Raw genomic sequence first — 17,837 nt, forward strand, 5'->3', positions numbered from 1 at the left:
CATGCCGCCATGCAGCCGGTCACCAAACTGGAACGACGGGTGATGACCGCGGCCGAGCAGGCGCTGTCGAGGCAGCGTCACGTGAGCCCGCTGGACGTGCTGACCGGGCTCGGCTGGATCCCGGCCGGCCGGGTGACCGACTGGAGGCAGGCCCGCGCGCCGCACCTGGAGGCGGTCGCCGCGGTCTCCGCCGACCGGCTCGCCGACGCGCTGGAGATCTTCCACCGCTGGGTGGGCAGCCGGGATCTACGGCCGGGCGAGGTCGAATACCTCGCCGCCACCCGCGACCGGCGGCCACTGCGATTCACCGCGACCGGCGAACCCGGGCGGGAGCGGGCCTACCGTACCCATTGGATGCCGGCTGACCTGCCGGAACCGCACCGCGAGCGGCTGACCGCCCGGCAGAGCAAGCCGCCGGACCTCGTGGTGGTGCAGGCGCTCACGTCGTTCACCTGCACCGGCTGCGGACGCACCGACGCCGGCCTGCTGATGATGGAGGACGCCGGACCGCACTGTCTGGACTGTGTGGACCTGGGTCATCTGGTGTTCCTGCCGGCCGGCGACGCGGCGCTGACCCGCCGGGCCAGGAAGGCGAGCCGGCTCTCCGCGGTCGTGGTGCGGTTCAGCGGCACCCGCCGGCGCAACGAGCGGCAGGGCCTGCTCGTCGAGGAGGCCGCCGTCGAGCAGGCCGAACGGGAATGTCTGTCCGACGAGGAGGCTCGCGCCCGCCGCCGCGAACGCGACCGGGAACGCCGTGCGGTCGCCGACGAGCGGTTCCAGGCGGAGCTGGCCGAGCACATCGGCCGCCTGTTCCCGGGTTGCCCGCCACGGCGTGCCGCCGAGATCAGCCTGCACACCGGCACCCGGGGCAGCGGGCGGGTGGGCCGCAGCGCCGCCGGCCGGGCCCTCGACCCGGACGCCGTGACCCGTGCCGTGATCGCCTCGATCCGGCACGCGGACACCGCGTACGACGAACTGCTCATGGCGGGTGTGCCGCGTGAGGAGGCCCGGCAGCGGATCCGCGCCGACATCGACCGCGTGCTGCATCGATGGCGGTCCTGACGTCCTCCGGCTCCCGGCCGGCACCGGCGGCACCGCCGGTGCCCGATCACGAGAACAGGGACGCCAGGACACGCTTGAGGGGCCCGTCGTCGCGCTCGTCGGCCCAGGTCACGACGCTCACCGCGCGTCCCTGTGCACGCGCGTCCGCACAGTAGCGCCGCACCTCCGCGTCGATCGGCCGGTCGACGACGGACAGCGCGCCGTGGGTCCGCAGCCGGTACGCCGCGTTCTCGGCGGCGGGCACACTGATCCGGCCGTCGTCGCCCAGATGAGCCGTGATGGCGACCGCCCTCTGGTACGCGGAGACGTACATGACACCCGGCGGTGCGCCGCCGGGCACCGTCACCTCGGCATTGGCACGGCGCAGCGCGTCGGTGACCGCGTCCACGTACAGCTTCGTCCGTACGTCCAAGGCATAGGTTTGATCCAGCTCGCCGAGCAGTTCGTTCCGCTGTTTCGCGGGAAGCGTCGTCAGCAGCGCCGACCGGACCGGTTCGGGCAGCTCCCGGAACAGGCGGCGCAACCGGGCGGCGGGCAACTCGGCGAGCAGCGTGGCCGCCTGTGCGGGCGAGGCCGCCGAGCCGGCCCGGACCACATCCTTGTCGGCGAACATCGTCAGGGTCCCGGCGCGGCTGCCGGGCTTGCCGGCCAGCATCAGCCGGGCCAGATCGGCGGGGGTCAGCATGTCGGTCAGGGCCGTGAACCGGTCCGCGGGCAGACCGGTCAGCATGCTGACCGCCGACTGCGGCGGGGTCCGGCGAATCATCGCTGCCAGCTGAGTTATGGGCATCATCCCGCCGGGCAGCATGACTTCACCTTTCGCCATCGGTGTACGTAGTCGATAGGACTAGCACCCCGCACAGGCCCGTGAACATCATCTGTCCCGCCGCACCGCGCACCCGGAACGGCCGACGGGTCCCGGAACCGATCGGTCAGGCCACCAGGAACGTTCCCGACATGAAGATCACCAGGAACACCGCGTGCAGCGATACCCCGGTCACCAGGACCGCCCGGTCGGTCATCGGATGGGACCCGATCCGGGCCAGTACCAGCAGAACCGCCACCGCCTCCATCGCATACCGCGCCGCGGACTGCATCGACCGGCCACCGACCTCCGTGGACATCAGCATCAGCAGGGTCAGCCCGGTCTGGACGACCAGGTACATCTGATCGCGCCGGAACTTCCACGGCCCGACCGTCGTGAGTATCAGCAGCAGCACGGCGACCAGCATCGTGCCCGCGTCCACGAGCGCACCCAGGGTCCCCGGCGACAGGGGGTCGTCGCCGATCTGCCCCACAGCGGTGAACCACGCCCCGCCCGGGAACGTGTACTGCCGGCCCCACTGGTCCTGCGCGATGCTGAACGCCAGCGGGCTGCCCAGCTCCACCGCGCAGTAGACGCTGTAGGCGACCACCCCGAGCGGCACCAGCGCCAGGCCGAGCACATCGGCCCGGATCCGCCTCGGCTGCCAGCCGGCCTGCCGCAGGTACTCCACCGCCAGCGGCAACACCAGCAGCAGCCCGAAGAGCCGGGTCGCGGACGACAGCGCACCGAGAGCACCCGCCAGCCACCAGTGCCCGCGCCTGCCGGCGTACAGCGCACCGACGGCCAGGAGCAGGAACAACGACTCGTTGTATCCGATGAACAGGAAGAAGCCCATCGGGAACGCGGCCAGGTACCAGGTCACGCGCTGCGCGACCCGCGGCCCGAACTCGTGATCGGCCAGCCGGTGCAGCACCGCCAGCGCGCCGATCGCGGCGGCGTTCGCGACGATCAGCGCGGCGACCACGCCGTCGCCCGGGGCGACCACGTTCACCGCCCGCACCAGCAGCGGGAACAGGGGGAAGAAGGCGGGGAAACCGGGCCCCAGCCGGTAGCCTCGCTCCGCGATGGTGACGTAGTGACCGGCGTCCCAGTTGTTCCAGCCGAGAACCGTCGTCCACACGTCCGGGGCCGGTGTGTCCCCGCCGCCGCGCGGCAGCCACGCCAGAGCGCTCACCGCCAGGTGCATCACGGTGAAGACCACCCACACGATCAGGGCCGCGCGCGCCGCCGTACGCCAGGGACCGGGCTGTTCCGGCTCGGCGGGCCGGTGTGCCGCGCTGAGCCCGGCCTCCATCAGAGCCGGCACAGCGCCTCCTCGACCTTCTGCCGGTCCACAGCGGAGTCGAACGCGACCACATACGCGGGCCGTCCCTGCAGCGAGGTGAAGATCCGGGCCACGTACTCGCCGAGCAGCCCCAGACAGAGCAGCTGCAGCGCCCCCAGGAACAGCACCGCCACGATCAGCGACGTCCAGCCGGGCACCACGTTGCCCGACAGGTACGCGGCTCCACCGGCCACCGCCAGCGCCGCGCAGAGAGCGATGCCGACCACTCCGAGCCAGGTCGCGACCCGCAGCGGTGCCGCCGAGAAACCGATGACACTGTCCAGCGCCAGCCGGACCATCTTGGCGATCGGATACTTCGAACGTCCCGCGGCCCGCGGCTCCCGCCGATAGGTCACCTCACCGCTGGGCAGGCCCAGCCAGGGCACCAGGAGCCGGTACACCGGCAGGTGCTCGGGCATCTCCGTCAGGGCGTCGACGGCACGACGGCTGAGCATCCGGAAGTCACCGGCGTTGTGCGGAACGGTGGTGCCGACCACCCGCCGGATCAGGCGGTAGTACAGACCGGCGGTCCAGCGTTTGAACGGGCTGTCGGTGCTGCGGTCGGCGCGTACGCCGTGCACGACGTCCAGCCTCGCGCTCTCGGCCAGCCGTAGCATCTCACCGATCACCTCGGGCGGATCCTGGAGATCGACGTCGATGCTGGCGACGTATTCCCCGCGGGCGCGGTGCAGTCCGGCGGTCAACGCGTTCTGGTGCCCGCTGTTGCGCCGCAACCGGATCACCCGCAGTTGCGGCCAGCGCCGGCACAGCAGCTCGAGCACGACGGGCGTGTTGTCCCGGCTGCCGTCGTCGACGGCGAGCAGTTCGTACGGCACCTGCAGACCGTCGAGCACGGGCCGCATCCGGTCCGCGAACAGTGGTAGCACGTCCTCTTCGTTGAACACCGGTACGACGACGGTCAGCCGCGGCGCCTCGCTACTCATGTGCGCTCCCCTCTGGATCTTCACCGCGGGGATGCTGACCGAGCCGGAGAACCCACCGAGCCGCGCTCCGGCGGGCCTGGCACATTCTGGGGAGAAGCACAGCCGATTCAACGAGTCGAATGTCTCACCTGCGGATACGGTGCAACCACTGCGCCACAAGCCAGGTCCATGATGCTCGGCGTACGACCGGAAAGTGCTCCTGGACCCTGGCGGCCCGGTCCGACGGCCCTCACCGGTGACCGCCGGATTTCCTAGGCTGCAGGGGAGCAACGACAACGCCGGCTCGCCGCGACCCGGCATGGTGACTGGAGCGCTCATGGACCACCCGTCACTACCTCAGCGGCTTCTCGCCGAGTTCCTCGGCACGGCGCTCCTGCTCGTGGCCGTCGTCGGCACGAGCGCCATGGCGGCCGGCCTGTCGCCGGGCGACGCCGGGATCCGGCTGCTGCAGAACTCCAGCGCGGTCGCCCTGGCCCTGATCGCCGTGATCTACACCTTCGGACCGGTCTCCCAGGCGCATTTCAACCCGGTCGTCTCCGCGGCCGACTGGATTCTGGGTCGCCGGACCGGCACCGGGCTCACCACGAGGCAGCTGGCGGGTTACGTCGGCGCACAGATGACCGGAGCGCTCGCCGGCACCATGCTGGGCAACGCGATGTTCGACCGGCCCGCGATGACCGTCGCGGACACCACCCGGTCCGGTGGTCACCTCCTGCTGAGCGAAGTGGTCGCGACGACCGGCCTGCTGGTCCTCATCGCCGCGCTGGTACGTACCGGCCGCGGCGCGTCCGGCCCCGGCGCGGTGGGCGCCTACATCGGCGCGGCCTGCTGGTTCACGTCATCCACCTGTTTCGCCAACCCGGCGGTGACCGTCGCCCGGATGTTCACCGGCACCGAGGCCGGCATCGCGCCCGGTTCCGTTCCGGGTTTCCTGCTGGCCCAGGCGGCGGCGCTGGTGCTGGCGTGCGGGCTGGTCCGGTTCCTGTACCCGCGAGACAGCCGGGTGCCGGCCGGGTCTCCCACTTCGAACCCTCCGGCTGGACACCAGCGCTGTCTCAGCCGCGCGGAGACAGCGCTGGTGTCCAGCCGCAACCGTCCGGCAGGTACGCCCGGAGCGCGGCCATCTGCTCGGCGGTGACGAAGGAGGGGTTGGCGGCCTGAGGCTGTCGCAGCACCTCGAGATCGGCGAGACGCCCGTCGGACCGCACGGTGTCCCGGTGCACGCGCCGGTCGTCGTCCAGCCAGCGCAACTCCAGCGGTACGCGAAGCTTGCCGTCCGCCACCAGAGCCGGACCCGTCAGTTCGCCGGCCGCCCAGATGCCCGGCGTCACCCGGCGGCGATCACCACTGACCCAGAGCAGCACCGGTTGCCCGGCCGCCATGAGACGGGCGCGATAGCCGGGCCGCACACAGAATCGCCGTACCGGTTCCCGGCGCGCGGCCACCTCGGCGATGTCTGACGTCATGCCGTTGGCCTTGAGCAGCCAGGACCCCAGGTCCTCGAGGTTCAGAGCACGGATCACCCCGCCACGGTACGCGCGGCGAGCCGCCGAGATGGTGGTCCCGGTAGCGGTCGGCCGGGAGTCAGTTCGGCAGCTGCTCCAGGTAGGACCGGTACCGGTCGAGGACGCCGTCCGCGAGCAACGCTCTCGGCCAGAGGATTCCGGTGGCCAGGCCGGCCGGCGCGGACCGCTCCATCACCGGCCGGGCCATCGAGTGGGCGGCGTCGAAGCGTTCGACCCGGACATCAGGACCGAGGATCCGCTGGTACGTGCCGGCAGTCTCGGCGACATCCACGTTGAGGTCATGGTTCCCGAGCATGAGCAGAGTCGGGACGCGCTTATCCTGTGCGGCGATCAGGTCCGCGGTCGCGTCGGATCTGTAGTTCAGCCTCACGAAGCCCCAGCGTGCCGCGTCCATGGGCTCCGGATCGGCGGTCGCATCACGATAGGTCGCGTAGTCGGCACCGTCATCGAGCAACCGCCGGGTCTGATCGCTGACGGCGACGGCCCGCTCGCGGTCCGCCGGGCTCGCGTCGCGCAACTCGGCGAGCAGGTGGTATCGCCCCTGCCGCAGCCAGTTGATCGCCGGGCTGACCGCGACGATCCCGGCCAGGTCGTCGCGGGCGGCGACGACTTTCGGCAGCACCCAGCCGGCCTGGCTGGCACCCCACAGCACCACGGTGCCGGTCGGGAGGCCGGCCAGCCCGCGTGCCCAGTCGATGGCCGCACCGACCTCGCGGGCCCGGTCGTCCATGGTCTGTGTCAGCCAGCCGGCGCGTTTGCTCCAGGACAGGGTGGCGAAGCCGGCGTCGGCGGCGGCCTCGAACCACGGCCGGTAGAGCCCGTGGTGCGTGGCCTCGACCGGCCCGTCGCCATGAACCATCACGACCAGGCCTCTCGCCGTGCCGTCACGTGGGCGGGCCAGCACCGCGTCGAGGCGGCCACCGGCAACGTCGATGGTCAGCCGCTCCTCGGAGATGCGGTAGTCGTTGCCCACGACCGCCACGACCGCCAGCCCGAGAATCGCCATGACGGCAACCACGAGCAGTCTAACTATCCTTTTCTTCACGGTCGTATCGTACGTGATAGATTACGGCATGATCGAGCTCCGGTTCTCCGCATCCGAACGGTCCCGAGTGGGCGAGCTCTACTGGTCCGCCTTCGGCCGCAAGCTGCGAGCCGCCTTCCCCGACGCGGCGAGCGGCCAGGCGTTCGTCACCGACACCCTGCGCAGCGACCGCACCCTCGTCGCTCGCATCGACGGGGAGATCGCCGGCATCTGCGGCTTCCACGAGAACGGGCACGGCGCGGCGGGACTCTCCTGGCGCGCTCTGAGGGAACGCTTCGGTACCCGTACAGCGATATGGGCTTCCCTGGTCCTGGCCCCGTTGAGCCGGACGGAACGCGGCGGCGTTCTCCTCCTGGACGGCATCTGTGTCAGCCCCGGCCTGCGCGGCAAAGGCATCGGCACAGCGCTGCTGACCGCCGCCGAGACGCACGCCGCCGCCCGCGGCGACGCAGAGGTGCAGCTGACGGTCGTCGACACCAATCCGCGTGCCGAAGCCCTCTACCGGCGGCGGGGCTTCCGGGTCGTCGACGAGGGATCGTTGGGTGCGCTCGGTAATCTCTACGGCTTCCAGCGCTACCGGACGATGCGGAAGAGGATCGGACGATGACGGACACCGCGCCCTCCCCGCGTACGGTCATCGAGGCCTTTCTGCCGTTCGACGGCGATGTCGACCTGGGCCTTGTCTACGACACCGCCAACGCCGCCGGCCTCGAAGATCAGCCGCTGCGCCTGGCGATCCGCCGGATGATCACAGCCGGTGAGGTGGTCCAGTCCGGACGTGGCCGCGGCGGCCGGCTCGCCCTCACCCCCGTCGGCCGCGACCGGCTGCGACGCGACCGGCTCGCCCTGCGGCTCGCGTTCGCCCAGGACGCCGGCCGAGCACCCTGGGACGGCGCCTGGCGGCTTCTTGCCTTCAGCGTTCAGGAGGACGAGCGTGCGGTACGCGACTCCCTGCGCCGCCAGCTCGTCGGAGCGGGTGCCGCGCCGATCGCACCCGGTCTCTACGTCAGCCCGCACGACCTGACCGGCATGCTCGACACCCCAGCCCACCTGATCACCGCCACCGCGACCGAGCTGAACGTCCGCGGCGTCACCGACCCGCACACACTCGCCGAACAGCTGTGGCCGGCCCGGCCGATCATCGACGCCTACGCGGTGGCCGAGTCGGTGCTCGCCACCGCGGATCCGGATCCGCTCGTCCAGCAGCTCCGCCTGGCCGAGGCACTCGAGCAGGCGCTACGCGACGATCCGCTGCTCCCGCCCGAACTTCGCCCCGGCCCCTGGGCGCCGGCCCGCACCCGCGGCGCCTGGCTGACCGCGTGGAGCGCCCGTTCCGAGGACCGCCTCTACCGCGGTTGGCTGACCTGACCGGGCACGAGACCCCCCGACTACGGCCGGCACCTCCGTCAGCCGGCGGGTGCCGATCCACACTCCCGGCCCGCGCCGTCGACGTACGGTGCCGCATATCGGATGTGACTCGACATCCCGCCCAGCATCTGCGCCGACGCCAGATCGAAGGCGATGTCCCGGTCCCCGCCGTGATTCACACCGCCGAGCCGGTTGACCTCGAGGTACCAGGGTGACAGACCTTCCCGCGGACCGTTCGGACTCATGACGGTGCCGCCGAGGTGCTCCATACCGAACACTTCGTACCGCTCGTCAGCGTCGTCGTCCTCGTCGTCGTCCTCGTCCTCGTCGAAGTCCGCCGGGTCCACACCGGCGTGGGGGTCGTCCCGTTCGGCGAGCCACACCGCACCGAGAGGCGCATGACGTGGCGGCACACCATCCGGGTCGTCCTCGCCGTCCACCGGCGGCGCGGCGGGAGCCGGGCGGGCCGTCCGTGGTCCGGAATACTCGGCCTCGGTGAGCCACAGCAGTGCGAAGACCTGGTCGACACCATCGTCGGCGAGCTGCAGATGCGGATGCGCCGCCGTGGCCGTGCCAGGGTCCGCCGGTCCGCGCCAGTAGTAGGCGTCGCACCACTGGAACACCGACACGGCGACCAGGTCACCGCCACGGCGGCGGTACTCCGCCGGAAGCCACAGAGTGAATCGGTGGTGCATCGGCTGGCCGGTACGCGGCGACCGGGGCCAGGTCAGTGGGTTGATCGAGGGGCCCTGGGGTCCTGCCCATCCAGCGGGGAGCGATGCCGGCCGTCCGGGCGCCGGTGCTGCCCCGTCACCGACGACGATGTCGTACGCCTTCGTGATCATCGGGTCACCGTAGGCCGTCACCGCTTCGGACCGGTCGCCCGGCCCGGTCGCGCCGGGACGCCGTACCGTGGTCGCGGCACCATTCCACACGGGACGGGAGCGGCAATGCGATCAGGTCACATGTGGGTAGCCGGCGCGGCGGTCGCTGTCGGCGCGCTGGCCGGCTGTGCCGGCAGTGAGCCGCAGACACCGCCGACGGCGGCATCGACACCCACGGCGCCACGAGGGGCGGAGTTCCTGAAACCTGGTCTGCGATTCTCCGTGGACGCGGAGAAGGCGTTTCGCGAAGCCCTGGCCGAGGTGGACGGGCAGCTCGCCGGGAGTGACGACGCTCTCGGCTACGGCATGACCATCTGTATGGAGATCCAGCAGGCCAAGACGGATGCCCAGGTGGCCGGGAACGCCGCGGCCAACTTCAAGGTCGACGAGCCGACCGCGAAGGCAATCGTCGAGGCGGCGAAGAACAGTCTCTGCCAGCAGTGATCCGGCCGGCCATACACCGGTCGCCCACCCGGCTGGATCAATGCCGGCCTACTTGAAGAGCATCCGATCGACCTGAAGCCAGACTCTCCCACCAGCGCTCACGCACCCGGCAAGGAAGCGGCATGAGCTTGCGCATCGTCTTCACACCCAACGCCTGGCAGGACTACGACCGCTGGTTACGCCGGGATGTGAAGATGCTTCCCCGCGTTGATGGAGCGGTCATCACCAGAACCTCCGTCACGCCCGGTTCCCGGCGACGATGGAGATCTACTCGGTGGTCTCGTCCAGGAAGATCCGGGCAGCGCTCAAGCAGTTGGCGAGTCGTTCACCTGACGGCCGCTGCCGCACTTCGCTGCCGTACCGGGCAGTTGCGGCTGCCCGGCCTACCAGTTTTGGCTGGCAAGAGTGGGGCGGACGGGACTCGAACCCGTGACCGATCGATTATGAGTCGACTGCTCTAACCCACTGAGCTACCGCCCCGTACCGGCGGCGATCCTATCCCGTGCCCTGCTCCCAAGCCTAGCGATCTATCACCGCACCAGGGATTTCGGCAGAAGGATGATCTGCAGCCGGGGATCTTCCACCATGTCCGGTGGCTGGAGATCCTCCACCCGGGGCGTCTCGTCGTCACAGCAACTGGGACAATCCGGGCCGTCCTGGGTGGTGAATTCAGCGTAGTTCTCTGGGTTGATGTCGCTCATTGAAACCCCCTGAAACGGGCATTAAACCCCGATCCGGGCGCCGAGTGACGCCAGGACTGATCCTGCGGTGCGCCAGCCGCTGGCCATCGCACCCTGTATCGACGGGCTGTCCCGGTGGTCGCCGGCCACGAACAGGCCGTCGCCCAGGTTGACGGGGCTGCGCAGCCTGGCCTGGGGCGGCCGGGCCGCGGGGAGGGCCTGGGGCACGGTGACCACGTTGAGCAGTTCCCAGTCGTCGGTCGGCACTCCGTACATCCTGGACAATTCGACCCGGATGACGGTCTCGGAGGCGCCGGAGGGTGCCGAGACCCCGACGACGGTGGCTGCGATGAGGCTGCGGCCGCTCGGCGCGTACTCGGGCGCCGCGTTGCTCATCACCACGGTGTTGGCGATGATCTCGCGCCGGTCGCCGTCGAGCAGCAGGATCGGCTCCGCATTGGGGGCTCGGTCGGCGCCGAAGTAGAAGGTGGTGAGCCCGTGCACGTCCGGCCGGGGCAGGCGGCCGGGCAGCAGGGTGGCCGCGGCGATCGGGTCGGTGGCGACGATCACGGCCCGGCAGCGGATCTCGCCGCCCTCGGTGACGACCATGCCGGGGCCGAGGGCGAGTGCGCGGGCTCCGATGAGCAGTTGCGGGAACGGCAACGGGCCGGCGATCGCGGCCGGCAGGGCGGCCATGCCGGCGGCCGGTACCCCGATCCGGCCACGGGTGAAGGAGCGCAGGACCATGGCGGCGACATGGCTCGACGTCTCGAGGGAGCGGTCGGCGAAGACCCCGGAGAAGAACGGCCGCAGCACCTCTTCGATGATCCGGTGGGACAGGCCGGCGCCCCGCAGCATCTCCTGGGTGGTGGTTTCCGGCGCGTCGAGGAGACGGTGGACCGGCAGGGTGGCGCAGCGGGTGGCGAGTGCGGCGAATTTGAGGCGGTCGGCGAGGGTGCCGACGCCGGAGATCAGGGTGTGCGGGGTGGCGAGCGGTTCGCGGACCGGGTTCTCCAGCCGGTGCAGCTCTCCGCAGCGGCGTACCAGCACGCCCGAGGTGAAGTACCGCATGTCGAGCGCGTCGATGTCGACGAGGGCGGGCAGACGCGGGTAGGCGGTGTTGATCGTCTGGAATCCGCGGTCCATCCGCCATCCGTCGATCACGTCGGTGGCGACCCGCCCGCCGACCCGGTCGGAGCCCTCCACGAGGAGCCATTCGACGCCGGCGCGGTCGAGCCGGCGGGCGGCGGACAGCCCGGCGAGCCCGCCGCCGATGATGACGACGTCCACCTCTACCGGCTGCGACATGTACACCTCACAGGCTGCAATCAACGCGATGCTCAGCGTAACCGGGCAACTGCCGCGCTGGAGGCGAAAGAGCCAGGCCACCGAGAGCCCGAAGATCAAGACCCTGCGGCGGTACGCTCTCCGCCCACCCCATCCACGAAGACCCCGCCCGCTCGCCCCAAAACCCAGCTGTGCAAGGCCGCTGCCTCAAGCCCGCCAAGACAACGGTGCCGCACAGCTGCGGGATCACGGCTGCTCGAGCGGGTCTGGTTGCTCGGCGTGTGCGCTCGCACGCGCCGTCCGAGCAGCTGCTCGGACGGCAGCGCCGGCTCACTCGTACAGCGCAAAGGGCGAACGGCGACGGGCCGCGGCCCGCATGCTCGCCTGCCGGCGTCCGGGACCGCAGTGGCCTGGGGTGACGAAGGCCACGAACAGCCGCCGGAAACAGGGCGGCCCCGGTGTGGAGGCGCCGCCCACCCAGCGGGCACAGAGCGCGGAAAACAGGAAACCCCAGGCCAGGGGCCTGGGGTTGAAGGTCTGCTCCCCGAATTGGACTCGAACCAATAACCTGCCGGTTAACAGCCGGCTGCTCTGCCAATTGAGCTATCGGGGATAGTCTCACCGCTTTGTCGCTCGGTCTCCCTTGCGACGGACAACAGACTACATGACCACCGGGAGGCCCCGCGAACGGGATACCCCGGTTTCGCGCGGTGGCCGGTCAACCGGGTGAAACCCCGGTGCGGGGAGTATCGCCCCGGCAGGATGGGTATGCACCTCACGACGCACGCGCGTCGAACTACGGAAGGAGCCGCCACCATGCGCGGAAAGCTGATGTTCCTCACCGGTCTCGCGGCGGGCTTCGTCATGGGCAGCCGTGCCGGCCGGGAGAAGTACGAAGAGATCCGGGCGAACGCTCAGAAGGTCTGGCAGCACCCGACGGTCCAAGAGGCAGCCGGCGTGGCTCAGGCGCAGGCCAACAAGCTCTACACCGAGGGTAAGGACAAGATCCAGTCGTCCAAGCTCGGTGAGAAGCTGAACACGACCGGTACCAGCAGCACGGACACCACGGATGAGCTGCTCGCGCCGAGCGACTCGTTCACCAGCTCGAAGAGCACCACCACCGGCACCACCTACTGACGCCGGTTCGCCGCGGCGCCGCTCCCGGGTGGGGGCGGCGCCGGTGTGCGTCAGGAGCAAAAACTCGGCTGGCTCTCTCCGCTGTCTCAGATGATCTGAGACAGCGGAGAGAGCCAGCCGAGTTTTTTACAGAGCGTCAGGGCGCGGTGCAGGGCTGCTGTTCCGGTACGAGGCCGAGGGCGGTCAGTTCGCCCAGCACGTACGCGACCGCGGTCCCCCGCTGCTCGTCGGTCCCGGGCACATCGACGTCCACGTACTCCGTGCGCGCGGTGTCGGCCGCGAGCAGGTGCCGCAGGACGGGCTGCCATGCGATGGCCGGGTCGGTGATGCGGGCCGTGGTGACGGAGAGTCCAGCGTCGGTGATCCGGTCGATGCCGGCTTCCGGACCGGGCCAGTCGCGGAGCACCGTGGTCAGGTCGAGGCAGACGCCGAGCCGGTCCTTGTCGATGCGGGTGAGTGCGGCGACGGTCTGTTCGGGGCTGTCGAGAACCCTGCCGGGGGCGGGCTGGAATCCGGCGCGGACGGCGCGCCCGACCCGCCACGCCAGGTCGGCGAGACCGCCGGAGAGCCGGGACAGGTGACGGGCGCCGGCTTTTCGGTGTTCGTCGTCCCAGGCATCGGCACGGCCCAGCCCGCAGGTCGCTATCGCGCCGCGCACCTCCTCGAAGGGAAGCAGGTCGACGAGGATGCGGGCGAGGTCGAGGGTGTGACGGACGCGGGCCGGGTCGCTCCAGTCGGCGGGGTCGCCTCCGTCGGGGCAGGGGGCGCCGCTGAGGGTGACCACCTCGAGGCCGCGGGCGTCGAGTTCGGTGCGCAGCCGGGTGCGCGCGCGGGAGCCGTCGGCGAGGGTGCTGGCCAGCCGGTACGACAGTCGCAGTGCCACGGCGAGGGTGCCGGTACCGAGCTGCGCGCGCAGCGCCGTGTTGGTGGCGTCGAGGCCTTCGACGGCGGAGGGCACGTCCTCGGCGTGGTCTAGGCTGATGCCACAGCTGAGGTGCACGATTCGGCCGGAGGGATGTCGCAGCCGCATCAATTTCCTCCCCGGACGAGCTCACCCGTGCAGGTGCACGTGCATTCGCACGCGCTTCGGTTTCCAGTATGGACCATGCCGGAGCGGGTTCCCGATCGTCCGATCTCACGCTGCCGGGGTGCCATCGACGCCTCCATCCGTGGAATGTCTGCCCTCGGATACGAGCCTGTGCCGCATACCGGATCACCGGCGCACGCCCCGTGCGACGAGAAGACCAGCACGAACATGATCCAAAGCAGCCGAATTCATTGAAGCACGACGATGAGCCTGCCATGGGTGACCAGCGAGTAGCGTTCGGCGGACGCCGCCGCAGAGGCGAAGTCCGACGGTCCGGATGTTCACATAATGCTCAAACGGACATGCAATGTTCGGCTGCGCGTGCGTCCTGCACGTGCCGAAGCACCACCGTGCGGATGCACGGGACGACAGCCCGTGCATCCGCACCGTGAAAACGGGCCCCTCCGCACGCGGAGAGGCCCGTTCGAGAACCGTGGTCAGTTCTGGCTCAGACCGTGCTCGCTGCCCTTCTTGAGCTTGCGGGTGTCCCGCAGCTCCAGGAACGGCTCGTCGTCGGCCGGGTGGCCGGCCGCGATGGCCCGGCCCCGCTCCAGTTCCGCGTCGAGCTCCGCACCGAGCAGGATCGCCATGTTCGAGATCCACAGCCAGACCAGGAACGCGATGACACCGGCCAGCGTGCCGTACGTCTTGTCGTAGCTGGCGAAGTTCGCCAGGTAGAAGGCGAAACCGCCGGAGGCCACGACCCAGAGGAGGACCGCGAAGATACCGCCGGGGGTGACCCACCGGAAGCCACCGGTCTTGGCGTTCGGGGACGCCCAGTAGAGCAGCGCGAACATCAGGCTCACCAGCACCACCAGGACCGGCCACTTGGCGATGTTCCACGCCGTCACGGCCGCGCCACCGAAGCCGAGACGCTCACCGACGACCTGGGACAGCTCACCGGTGAAGATGACGATGGCGGCCGAGAGGATCAGCATCATGCCGATGACGGCCGTGACACCGACCCGGATCGGCAGCGTCTTCCACACCGGACGGCCCTCGGGGACGTCGTAGACGGCGTTCGAGGCGCGCATGAAGGCGGCCACGTAGCCGGACGCCGACCAGAACGCGACGACCAGACCGATGATCGCGGCCAGGCCGGCCGCACCGGAGTTACCCACCTGGGTGAGCACCGTGTCGACGAGGCTCCGCAGCTGCGCGTTCGGCGTCAGGTCGTTGACCGCCTGGGTGACGGTGGTCTTGCCGTCGTTGCCGAGCAGGCCCAGCAGCGACACCAGCACCACCGCGGCCGGGAAGATCGACAGGACACCGTAGTAGGTGAGCGCCGCCGCCCAGTCCGAGATGTTGTCCTCGGAGAACTGCTTGAACGTGCGCTTGATCGCGGCGAAGAGGCCTTTGCCCTTCAGCTGGGCCGGGCTGTCCGGACCGGCGTCCGGCGAAGGTGCGTCCAGGTTCTGTTCCCGGTCCTCACCGGTCCGGGCGGTGGCGGCGGCCTCGACGTCGTAGTCGGTACCACCCTTGCGACGGGCGTCGCTGGTCTCACGGTCCTCCGTGCCGGCGGCCCGTGACGGCTGCTCATCAGCCTTGTGATGAAGTTTCATGGCGGGGTTCCCTCCGGGCATGAGCGACGGCTCTCGGCCGCTCCGCTCGCCGTGTCCCCGCCACGACGGACGCGGACGACCTGCGACTTTGTTGCCCACCGGCGGGTGTCCTTAACCCGATCGGTTCGTGATGACCCGATCGGGACAGAACACCCCACTCACTTGCAGAGCAGCCGTTCCATCCGGCGGCCCGCGATGACCAGACCCGCGGCCAGCATGGCGAGGAGATAAAGCACGTCCAGCACCTGGACGAGGCCGGCCGTGCCCAGGCTCACGCCCCGGATCAGGTCGACCGCGCGGTACAGCGGGGTGACCTCGACCAGCCAGCGCAACACGTCCGGATAGGCGGTCGCCGGGACGAACGTGCCGGAGAACAGGAACAGCACGAACATCCCCGCGCCGATCATGTCGAAGTCCTGCCAGCCGCGCATCAGCGTGGAGATCGTCATGCCGAGCGCACCGAACGCGAAGCCCACCAGCATGCTCGCCGGGAAGGCCACGAGCGCCCGGACCGGGGTGGTGAGGTCCATCGCGACCATGATCACCAGGAAGGCGGCCGAGTAGATGCTGCCCCGGGCCATCGCCCACGACAGTTCACCGAGAGCGATCTCGATCGGGCGCACCGGGGTGGCGAGCATCCCCTCGTACAGCCGCATGAACTTCATCTTTCCGAAGAAGTTGAAGGTCGTCTCGGACAGCGCCCCGCTCATCGCCGACGACGCGAGCATGGCCGGGGCCACGAACTGGGCGTAGTCCACGACCCGGCCGTCCGGCAGCGGGATCGCACCGACCAGGGCACCGACGCCCACCCCGATCGAGAACAGGTAGAGGACCGGCTCCAGGAGACCTCCGAGCATGACCAGGCCGTAGGCGGTCTTGAGGGCGGCCACGTTGCGCTCGGCCACGGCGGCCGAGCGGACACCCATCGCCTTGACGGCCATCAGCCGCCGCGGAAGCATCAGGGTCAGCACGTCAGATCACCAGCCGTCGCCGATAGCGCCAGGACGCCAGGAACCACCCGGCCACACACCAGAGCAGCAGGTAGAGCACCTGCCAGACAGCGTCCGGGCCCGGATCGAGCCCCAGCGTCGCGGCCCGGCTCAGATCGACGCCGTGCCACAGCGGCAGCGCCCACGCCACCCATCGCAGCACCTCCGGCAACGACTCGATCGGGAAGAACACCCCGGAGAACAGCGACATCGGCAGCACCGCGAACCGCAGCAGGATCGCCAGGTAGCTGTCGCTGGTCACCGAGGCCGTGTAGGCGGCCACCGGTGCCGCGACCGCCGCACCGACCAGCAGCGCGATCGGCAGCACGGCCACCGCCCACGCGGACCGCAGCGCGCCGAAGCAGAACGCCACCAGCAGGAACGCGGTCGTGGTGATCATCACCCGGAACAGCATGAACGCCAGATGTCCACCGAGGATGTCGGTGGTCCGCAGCGGCGCCGCGGCCTGCGCGAAGTAGATCTTCACCCAGGTGAAGCAGCTCATCACCGGCCAGGTCGACTCACCGACCGCCGTCTGCAGAGCGGTGCTGGCGATCAGGCCCGGCACCATCCACTGCAGGTAGGAGACGCCCTCGACGCCGCCGGTCACGAACCCGCCGACCCCGAGACCGAACCCCAGCATCGTCAGCAGCGGCAGCACCAGCGACGAGAACACGCTCGCCCGCCAGGTCCGCCGATAGTTGATCAGGTGGTATTCCAGGACGTAGGCCGACGGCGTCATCAGTCCACCAGGGTGCGGCCGGTGAGGCGGAGGAAGACGTCCTCCAGGCTGCTGCGACGTGCCAGCGAACTGGCCGGGCTCAGCGACCGCCGGTGCACCTCGGCCAGAGCGTCGTCGCCGTCGGTGACGTAGAGCAGCACCCGGTCCGGCAGGACCTCGGTGCGCTCGCCGATGCCCGCCAGTTTCCCGGCGTAGAGCCCCTGGTCCTCGGTGGCGAACCGCAGCTCCACCACCTCACGGGTGGAGTGCGCCTCGATCAGCTCCCGCGGCGAGCCCTCGGCCACGATGCGGCCGCCGTCCATCACCACGAGCCGGTCGCACAGCTGCTCGGCCTCGTCCATGTAGTGGGTGGTCAGCACCAGCGTCACACCCTGCTGCTTGAGCCGGAACAACCGCTCCCACACCAGATGGCGCGCCTGCGGGTCCAACCCGGTGGTCGGCTCGTCCAGCAGCACCAGGTCGGGCTCGTTGACCAGCGCCCGGGCGATCGTGAGCCGTCGTTTCATGCCGCCGGACAGCGGCTCCACCTTGCTGCCGGCCCGCTCCCCCAGTTGCACGAACTCCAGCAGCTCGGCGGCACGGGCGCGGGCCACCCCGCGCGAGATGCCGAAGAAGCGGGCGTAGGTGGTGAGATTCTCCAGCACGGTCAGCTCGGGATCGAGGTTGTCGAGCTGCGGGCAGACCCCGAGCCGGGCCCGGATCCGGGGACCGTCACGTCGCGGATCCATCCCCAGGATCCGCAGCACGCCGTCGCTCGGTGGGGACACACAGCCGATCATGCGCATGGTCGAGCTCTTGCCCGCCCCGTTCGGCCCGAGGAAGCCGAACGCCTCGCCGGCCCGCACGTCGATGTCGATGCCGTCGACCGCGGTGAAGTCACCGAACCGCTTGACCAGCCCGCGCGCGTGGATGAGGGAGTTCACGACTCCA

Annotated in this window: 19 protein-coding genes and 2 tRNA genes; 6 read left to right on the plus strand and 15 right to left on the minus strand. The window is 70.1% G+C overall.

Annotated elements, in window-relative coordinates:
- Positions 1-9: 9 nt before the first annotated feature.
- The gene (locus tag AB0G04_RS24840) at positions 10-1,062 is read left to right on the plus strand and encodes a DUF2293 domain-containing protein (protein ID WP_360987144.1); all 1,053 of its coding nucleotides are present in this window, start codon (positions 10-12) and stop codon (positions 1,060-1,062) included.
- A 46-nt stretch (positions 1,063-1,108) separates the two neighbouring features.
- Here AB0G04_RS24840 and AB0G04_RS24845 read toward each other — a convergent pair whose 3' ends face one another.
- The 3 genes from AB0G04_RS24845 to AB0G04_RS24855 all read right to left on the minus strand — a co-directional run bounded on the left by AB0G04_RS24845 (position 1,109) and on the right by AB0G04_RS24855 (position 4,156).
- Complete coding sequence (locus tag AB0G04_RS24845) at positions 1,109-1,828, minus strand: hypothetical protein (protein ID WP_360987146.1); 720 nt, start codon at positions 1,826-1,828, stop codon at positions 1,109-1,111.
- Between the two features lie 166 nt (positions 1,829-1,994).
- Positions 1,995-3,194 (minus strand): mannosyltransferase family protein, encoded by a 1,200-nt coding sequence (locus AB0G04_RS24850; protein WP_360987148.1) that lies wholly within the window; start codon positions 3,192-3,194, stop codon positions 1,995-1,997.
- Complete coding sequence (locus tag AB0G04_RS24855) at positions 3,182-4,156, minus strand: glycosyltransferase family 2 protein (protein WP_360987150.1); 975 nt, start codon at positions 4,154-4,156, stop codon at positions 3,182-3,184. Before AB0G04_RS24855 ends, AB0G04_RS24850 begins: the two co-directional genes overlap by 13 nt.
- A 316-nt stretch (positions 4,157-4,472) precedes the next feature.
- Here AB0G04_RS24855 and AB0G04_RS24860 point away from each other — a divergent pair, with 316 nt between their 5' ends.
- Entirely contained in the window at positions 4,473-5,294 is an 822-nt protein-coding gene (locus AB0G04_RS24860) for an MIP/aquaporin family protein (RefSeq protein ID WP_360987152.1), read from the plus strand.
- Here the strand turns inward: AB0G04_RS24860 and AB0G04_RS24865 are convergent.
- Both AB0G04_RS24865 and AB0G04_RS24870 read right to left on the minus strand, forming a co-directional pair.
- The gene (locus AB0G04_RS24865; RefSeq protein ID WP_360987154.1) at positions 5,212-5,679 is read right to left on the minus strand and encodes a hypothetical protein; all 468 of its coding nucleotides are present in this window, start codon (positions 5,677-5,679) and stop codon (positions 5,212-5,214) included. The two genes, AB0G04_RS24860 and AB0G04_RS24865, sit on opposite strands and share 83 nt — an antisense overlap.
- A gap of 61 nt (positions 5,680-5,740) precedes the next feature.
- Positions 5,741-6,688: an alpha/beta hydrolase gene (locus AB0G04_RS24870; RefSeq protein ID WP_360987156.1), complete on the minus strand. Its 948-nt coding sequence runs from the start codon at positions 6,686-6,688 to the stop codon at positions 5,741-5,743.
- Between the two features lie 67 nt (positions 6,689-6,755).
- Here AB0G04_RS24870 and AB0G04_RS24875 point away from each other — a divergent pair, with 67 nt between their 5' ends.
- Together AB0G04_RS24875 and AB0G04_RS24880 are read left to right on the plus strand one after the other, a co-directional pair.
- Positions 6,756-7,334 (plus strand): GNAT family N-acetyltransferase, encoded by a 579-nt coding sequence (locus AB0G04_RS24875; protein ID WP_360987158.1) that lies wholly within the window; start codon positions 6,756-6,758, stop codon positions 7,332-7,334.
- A complete protein-coding gene (locus AB0G04_RS24880) occupies positions 7,331-8,095 on the plus strand; it encodes a PaaX family transcriptional regulator (protein ID WP_360987160.1) in 765 nt (254 codons plus the stop codon). The genes AB0G04_RS24875 and AB0G04_RS24880 overlap by 4 nt, the downstream gene beginning before the upstream one ends.
- Positions 8,096-8,133: 38 nt before the next feature.
- On the opposite strand, the gene AB0G04_RS24885 is transcribed toward AB0G04_RS24880, so the two are convergent.
- Complete coding sequence (locus AB0G04_RS24885; RefSeq protein WP_360987162.1) at positions 8,134-8,940, minus strand: hypothetical protein; 807 nt, start codon at positions 8,938-8,940, stop codon at positions 8,134-8,136.
- A gap of 105 nt (positions 8,941-9,045) precedes the next feature.
- Here AB0G04_RS24885 and AB0G04_RS24890 point away from each other — a divergent pair, with 105 nt between their 5' ends.
- Positions 9,046-9,423, plus strand: a complete 378-nt coding sequence (locus AB0G04_RS24890; protein ID WP_360987164.1) for a DUF732 domain-containing protein — start codon at positions 9,046-9,048, stop codon at positions 9,421-9,423.
- Between the two features lie 406 nt (positions 9,424-9,829).
- Here the strand turns inward: AB0G04_RS24890 and AB0G04_RS24895 are convergent.
- From AB0G04_RS24895 to AB0G04_RS24910, 4 genes are all read right to left on the minus strand, one after another.
- Positions 9,830-9,903, minus strand: a tRNA-Ile gene (locus tag AB0G04_RS24895).
- 50 nt (positions 9,904-9,953) lie between these two features.
- The gene (locus AB0G04_RS24900) at positions 9,954-10,124 is read right to left on the minus strand and encodes a hypothetical protein (RefSeq protein WP_360987166.1); all 171 of its coding nucleotides are present in this window, start codon (positions 10,122-10,124) and stop codon (positions 9,954-9,956) included.
- Between the two features lie 21 nt (positions 10,125-10,145).
- Positions 10,146-11,411 (minus strand): NAD(P)/FAD-dependent oxidoreductase, encoded by a 1,266-nt coding sequence (locus tag AB0G04_RS24905; protein ID WP_360987168.1) that lies wholly within the window; start codon positions 11,409-11,411, stop codon positions 10,146-10,148.
- Positions 11,412-11,930: 519 nt separating this feature from the next.
- Positions 11,931-12,003, minus strand: a tRNA-Asn gene (locus tag AB0G04_RS24910).
- Between the two features lie 203 nt (positions 12,004-12,206).
- Between AB0G04_RS24910 and AB0G04_RS24915 the strand changes: the two genes are divergently transcribed.
- Positions 12,207-12,527, plus strand: coding sequence for a hypothetical protein (locus AB0G04_RS24915; RefSeq protein ID WP_360987170.1), 321 nt, complete (start codon positions 12,207-12,209; stop codon positions 12,525-12,527).
- A gap of 136 nt (positions 12,528-12,663) precedes the next feature.
- On the opposite strand, the gene AB0G04_RS24920 is transcribed toward AB0G04_RS24915, so the two are convergent.
- From AB0G04_RS24920 to AB0G04_RS24940, 5 genes are all read right to left on the minus strand, one after another.
- Complete coding sequence (locus tag AB0G04_RS24920; protein WP_360987172.1) at positions 12,664-13,557, minus strand: hypothetical protein; 894 nt, start codon at positions 13,555-13,557, stop codon at positions 12,664-12,666.
- Between the two features lie 494 nt (positions 13,558-14,051).
- A complete protein-coding gene (locus AB0G04_RS24925; protein ID WP_360987174.1) occupies positions 14,052-15,176 on the minus strand; it encodes a YihY/virulence factor BrkB family protein in 1,125 nt (374 codons plus the stop codon).
- Positions 15,177-15,334: 158 nt separating this feature from the next.
- On the minus strand, positions 15,335-16,147 hold the full coding sequence (locus tag AB0G04_RS24930; protein ID WP_360987176.1) for an ABC transporter permease: 813 nt from the start codon (positions 16,145-16,147) through the stop codon (positions 15,335-15,337).
- Between the two features lies 1 nt (position 16,148).
- Complete coding sequence (locus tag AB0G04_RS24935; protein WP_360987178.1) at positions 16,149-16,907, minus strand: ABC transporter permease; 759 nt, start codon at positions 16,905-16,907, stop codon at positions 16,149-16,151.
- Positions 16,907-17,830, minus strand: a complete 924-nt coding sequence (locus AB0G04_RS24940; protein ID WP_360987180.1) for an ABC transporter ATP-binding protein — start codon at positions 17,828-17,830, stop codon at positions 16,907-16,909. Before AB0G04_RS24940 ends, AB0G04_RS24935 begins: the two co-directional genes overlap by 1 nt.
- Between the last annotated feature and the right edge of the window lie 7 nt (positions 17,831-17,837).

This window comes from Actinoplanes sp. NPDC023801 (genome assembly GCF_040639655.1).
GTDB lineage: Bacteria > Actinomycetota > Actinomycetes > Mycobacteriales > Micromonosporaceae > Actinoplanes.

Coding starts and splice junctions, on each gene's coding strand:
- AB0G04_RS24840 (WP_360987144.1), top strand. CDS start 10: ATGCAGCCGGTCACCAAACTGGAACGACGGGTGATGACCGCGGCCGAG.
- AB0G04_RS24870 (WP_360987156.1), bottom strand. CDS start 6,688: ATGGCGATTCTCGGGCTGGCGGTCGTGGCGGTCGTGGGCAACGACTAC.
- AB0G04_RS24900 (WP_360987166.1), bottom strand. CDS start 10,124: ATGAGCGACATCAACCCAGAGAACTACGCTGAATTCACCACCCAGGAC.
- AB0G04_RS24880 (WP_360987160.1), top strand. CDS start 7,331: ATGACGGACACCGCGCCCTCCCCGCGTACGGTCATCGAGGCCTTTCTG.
- AB0G04_RS24890 (WP_360987164.1), top strand. CDS start 9,046: ATGCGATCAGGTCACATGTGGGTAGCCGGCGCGGCGGTCGCTGTCGGC.
- AB0G04_RS24925 (WP_360987174.1), bottom strand. CDS start 15,176: ATGAAACTTCATCACAAGGCTGATGAGCAGCCGTCACGGGCCGCCGGC.
- AB0G04_RS24905 (WP_360987168.1), bottom strand. CDS start 11,411: ATGTCGCAGCCGGTAGAGGTGGACGTCGTCATCATCGGCGGCGGGCTC.
- AB0G04_RS24845 (WP_360987146.1), bottom strand. CDS start 1,828: ATGATTCGCCGGACCCCGCCGCAGTCGGCGGTCAGCATGCTGACCGGT.
- AB0G04_RS24875 (WP_360987158.1), top strand. CDS start 6,756: ATGATCGAGCTCCGGTTCTCCGCATCCGAACGGTCCCGAGTGGGCGAG.
- AB0G04_RS24915 (WP_360987170.1), top strand. CDS start 12,207: ATGCGCGGAAAGCTGATGTTCCTCACCGGTCTCGCGGCGGGCTTCGTC.
- AB0G04_RS24860 (WP_360987152.1), top strand. CDS start 4,473: ATGGACCACCCGTCACTACCTCAGCGGCTTCTCGCCGAGTTCCTCGGC.
- AB0G04_RS24885 (WP_360987162.1), bottom strand. CDS start 8,940: ATGATCACGAAGGCGTACGACATCGTCGTCGGTGACGGGGCAGCACCG.
- AB0G04_RS24935 (WP_360987178.1), bottom strand. CDS start 16,907: ATGACGCCGTCGGCCTACGTCCTGGAATACCACCTGATCAACTATCGG.
- AB0G04_RS24855 (WP_360987150.1), bottom strand. CDS start 4,156: ATGAGTAGCGAGGCGCCGCGGCTGACCGTCGTCGTACCGGTGTTCAAC.
- AB0G04_RS24920 (WP_360987172.1), bottom strand. CDS start 13,557: ATGCGGCTGCGACATCCCTCCGGCCGAATCGTGCACCTCAGCTGTGGC.